This window comes from Microcoleus sp. SVA1B4 (assembly GCF_036700545.1).
Taxonomy (GTDB): Bacteria; Cyanobacteriota; Cyanobacteriia; order Cyanobacteriales; family Microcoleaceae; genus Microcoleus.
Map to the genome: position 1 here is coordinate 2,118 of NZ_JAUBPB010000124.1, position 4,016 is coordinate 6,133.

Here is a 4,016-nt window from a genome sequence, read left to right on the forward strand (position 1 = left end):
CGGGAATGGGTGCGGGAATGGGTGCGGGAATGGGTGCGGGAATGGGTGCGGGAATGGGTGCGGGAATGGGTGCGGGAATGGGTGCGGGAGTAGAGGGCGGGCCCGGTGTAATTAGGGAAATCTGATTTGGTAAACTTCCTTGGGTGTAAGTTTGTCCAACAGAAAAAGTGGGCAAAATGGCATTTCCCGCGCCAGCATTAATGCTTCCCAGGGTTCCATTGTCGATCGCGCCACCAACTACAAATGGTTGATCGATAGCGCCTCCGTGGCGAATTGCGATCCTCCCCGCCCCCGCACCTCCGGCAGTAGAAATACTCGAAGAATTGCCCGATATATCGTTGAAAACATTGTTCGAGCGAAACAAACCGAGGGTTGTCACATCAACACTGCCACCAGTGCCACCAGTACCACCTTGAGCATTGATAAAGCCCAACTGAATGTTATCAGTCGCGTTCAGGGAAACGCCCCCGCCGTTGCCGTTTGAAGTGCTGCTGGAGTTGATATCTAGAGCCGAAATGCCCGATGAAGAGGTGACATCGATATTTCCGCCGATCGCCCCCGAAGCGTTCAGAGCTCCCGCAGTTAAAGGGCCAGCATTGCTTTGGAGAGCGATCGCGCCTCCTGTGCCCGCCGATGACGAGTCGATCGCACCTGCTGCAACAGTATTTCCCTCAACCCGAATCCTCCCACCGTTCGAGGTAATATTACCAGTCCGAACCTCGCCGCTTCCTTGCAGGTTCACGCTGCCACCATCCGTCCTTAAATTACCCTCTAGGAGAACGTTTTCTGCCTTGATATCGGCTCCCAAACCGGCCGTGCTGTCCCCCCCGAAGCGAGCGGAATCTCGCGCGTTAACGCTCAAAATACGCGCTGCAATTGTGGAAGCAGCAGTCACACTAGCAGCATCGGCCGAGAGCAGGCCCAACCTCTGAGTTTGACCGACTCTGCCGTCAAAAGTAATGTTGCCACCAGCGCGCAGGGTCAAATTATTAGCCCGGCCCGGCCTGCTGTCGAGGGTATTGGCAAAAGTGATATTGCCGGTAGTGGTGGCTAGGGCGGCGGTGCGATCGACTGTGACGTTACTATTGAAAGTCATGTCGCCAGATGTCGCAATATTGCCGGATACCTCGGTACTGCGGGCGTTGACAGTTAAACTCGCCAGCGGTGCAGCTTGACCGACTGTAGCGCCGAACAGCACTCGCCCAGCGTCTAGTCTTAGGGCGTGAGATCCGTCTAGGCTACCGGAGAACAGAATGTTGCCGCTAACTTCCGTGCTCAAAGCCACGTCAGCATTGAGGGATGCGTTGCCTGTAAAAGTGAGATCGCCGCCGGATGTGGCAATGTTGGCGTTGAGATTAGTTTGGGGCGCGTCGAGAGTCAAGCTAGCGCTGCCACTGGTTCTCAGGGGATTGTCGATCGCGATCGATCTGCCTTGAAGTGTCAGCGGGCTGTTGAAGGTAATGGGTGCAACGATCGCGATCGACGTGCTGCTACCGTTTTCGCGCCCGATCGCGATCGAGCCGAAATCCCCCGCCAAAGCGCCGAGATCCGTTGCCGTCAAGTCCAAAAGGCCCAAAACATCGCCGGTGCCACCGATCCGAATTGCTCGGCTATCGTTGGGTTGCAAGCCAATTGTTCCCCCCGCACTGCTGACGGAATTGCTGCCACCTCTGAAGTCAATGCCGTTAGCAGTGATAGCGATATTGCCACCGTTAGCATTGAGTCCGCCCAGAGAGATGCTGCTGCCAGAAATGTTGATGTTGCCACCTTGAGTGTCGATTGAGTCCTTGGGGTCATTGACAACAAACACTCCGCCGGATCTAAATGTTACGGTGTCTCCCGTTCTCGCTTGCAGGGAAAGTTTGTTATCGGGCAAGTCTTGGAGGGTGATGTAGCCTGGGGTTTCTAGAACCACGTTGCTGCCGGCCGCCATCTGTTCCAACTGCACTTCTGAGATCGATGTTTCATTGGGTTCTGGTGCCGATTCGAGTTCCCCGCCCGATCGCGCGCTGCTGGATCCGTTACCGCTGACGATGGTAATATTTGCCGGATCGAGCAACAAATTGCCGATCGCACCGTTAGTCGCGCGGGTATCGACTTCTCCTTGGAAAGTTAAAGCATTTTTGCCGGAAACTTCTACTGTTCCGCCGTTACCTGCGGCAGTGCCCCCGCGAGCACTAATATTGCCGAAAAAGCGAGTTGTATTGTCTGACCAAATTACCGCAGTGCCGCCATTGCCGCGGTCGATCGCGTTTGCTGCGATCGTAGAATCAGGACTAACATAAGTTACCTGGGCATTTGGCACTGGTTCCATCCCCTGGAAACCGCCTCCGACGCGCACAGTACCTCCGCCGTCAGTCCCGGAAGCATTGATATTTGCGCCGAAAAGTCCGACTTTTTCCCCTAAAATATTGACTGTGCCGCCAGCATTCCCAGAAGGGCCAAATACATTTACAGAACCGGAGACGATCGCACTTCCGGCAACTGCGGGCACTGTTTGGCCGCCAGTCAGTACCAATTGACCTTGTTCGTTAGTCGTTAAACCTGTGGCTGACGCTACGCCGGGCCCCGTTAGCAACTGAGGCAAAGAAACCGGGGCGATCGCCGATTTTTCTGACTGCCAAGACGGAGTAATTTCTAAACTCAATAAATTGCCAACTTGACTGATACGGACTGCATTTTGTCCCGGAACAGCAGCCACAGTAACTTGACCGTTGGGAGCGGATAATTGTCCTGTATTAATAACGGTGCCACCGAGCAAAGTTAAACTTTCCCCGTTGCCAACTGCCAAGTTTCCGGCATTGACAATTGCACCAACTTGTGAGTTAGTAAAATTAAATTGATTAGGATTTCCCAGTAAAGCTTTGTAATCATTAATTCCCGCCGAATGGAACCAGCCGTCACCGAAACCAATACCTGTAGCAGTTGTCGCGAAAAAAGACCCCGGCACGTTCAATCTAGCATTTTGACCGAAGACAATTCCCGCCGGATTCATTAAGAATAAATTTGAGTTGCCGCCGCTTACAGAAATCAGACCGTTAATGATGGAAACATTGTCGCCGGAAATCCGCCCTAAAATATTTTGAATATTTGGATTAGTTAGAAAATTAGCAATTTGACCTTCGCTGAGATTAAATTGACTGAAGCTGTGAAACAGATTGGCCCCGTTTCCTGACAATTGTCCGCCACTAATGTCGGTGCGGTTTTGCTCGGACTGAACAACAGTATTTGTGCCGTCATTTGCAGGAACGACAGGTTGCGATCGCACTGCTAGAGGTAGCAGCCAAAAACCTAATGTCAAAATTATAGCCGAAGGAAAATAGGTCATTGGAGGAAGCCATTAGTCATTAGTCATTATTCCTTAGTCATTAGTCATTAGTCATTAGTCATTAGCCGGAAGGAAGAGGGATTTCAGACAAGCCAATTCTCCATTACCAATTTTAATCTCTTCTCGTTTTGATTTTTTTTGAGCTGTAATGTTCCGCTAAAGTGCCCATAAACTTCAAAAAGTCGATCGCACACCGCCACCACCGGGGTCGATCGCACTCCAAAACCACCCGTTGCCAGAATGTGGGAAATTTCAGGCAAATTTTGTATTGTTCTGTAACAAGTGTATTGACAAAAGCCCCCCAGAGTCATAAGATTGGAGCACTGATTGGGTGGGAAAGTAAAAACCCACACCATAACTGGCTCCTCTAATAAAGTTAAAAACAAAATATTGATGCTTTTAGAGACCAACCATGCAAACTCCAGCTTTCCCATTTCTAACTGAACAAATAGTAGAGCGGATATTTTCGTCCGGCGAACTGACTCGCGATGACAGACAGCGGATTCAGTCAATGCTCTTAAATGAGTCGATCGGCGAAAATGAATTGAGCTTAATTGAAAAAGTCATGGAAGGCGTAGTCAAGGGAATCCTTGACGTGATGAATTAGTTGATAAGGAATGAGAATTAAATAACTTCCACTCTTGAAAGTGGGATGGGCGTCCCGCCCGGCCAAAAAGGACGGGCGGGA

Annotated in this window: 3 protein-coding genes; 1 reads left to right on the forward strand and 2 read right to left on the reverse strand. The window is 51.0% G+C overall.

The features are described from left to right. Both QT987_RS29155 and QT987_RS29160 read right to left on the reverse strand, forming a co-directional pair. A partial coding sequence (locus QT987_RS29155) for a two-partner secretion domain-containing protein (protein WP_333246935.1) occupies positions 1-3,328 on the reverse strand: 3,328 nt, incomplete at its 3' end. Positions 3,329-3,411: 83 nt separating this feature from the next. Beyond that, a complete protein-coding gene (locus tag QT987_RS29160; protein ID WP_333246937.1) occupies positions 3,412-3,588 on the reverse strand; it encodes a hypothetical protein in 177 nt (58 codons plus the stop codon). A gap of 152 nt (positions 3,589-3,740) precedes the next feature. Between QT987_RS29160 and QT987_RS29165 the strand changes: the two genes are divergently transcribed. Further along, on the forward strand, positions 3,741-3,935 hold the full coding sequence (locus tag QT987_RS29165; RefSeq protein WP_190661768.1) for a hypothetical protein: 195 nt from the start codon (positions 3,741-3,743) through the stop codon (positions 3,933-3,935). Positions 3,936-4,016: the final 81 nt, after the last annotated feature.

Excerpts from the sequence above, each read along its gene's own strand:
- QT987_RS29165 (WP_190661768.1), top strand. The coding sequence starts at position 3,741 with ATGCAAACTCCAGCTTTCCCATTTCTAACTGAACAAATAGTAGAGCGG.